General features: G+C 60.0%; 1 protein-coding gene. It reads left to right on the top strand.

All coding sequences use genetic code 11. From position 1 onward, the window contains the following. Window positions 1-2: 2 nt before the first annotated feature. Window positions 3-270 (top strand): FGGY-family carbohydrate kinase (locus tag ACPYOI_RS36305; protein WP_481424204.1); only part of this gene is annotated, 268 nt, incomplete at its 3' end.

Below are 270 nucleotides of genomic sequence, written 5' to 3'. Positions count from 1 at the left end.
GCATTATCTGGGGTCTATCCCTTATGCACACTCCGGCGCATTTCTACCACGCTATTCAGGAATCGGTTTGCTATGGCACGGCCCACAACCTGCGCGCCATGAAGACCGCTGGATTTGAGGTGGACCGCATGGTCGCTTGTGGTGGTGCCACGAAGAGCCGCGATTGGATACAGATGCACGCCGACGTGACTGGTGTGCCGATCGCCCTCACTGAGGTCGGGGACGCTGTGGTGCTCGGTACCTGCATGGTAGCTGCTGTCGGTGCTGGCC

The sequence above is a fragment of the Rhizobium sp. SVR5-2C genome, assembly GCF_056755115.1.
The sequence above is the reverse complement of the archived record's forward strand: the minus strand, read 5'-3'. Positions and strand labels throughout refer to the sequence as shown.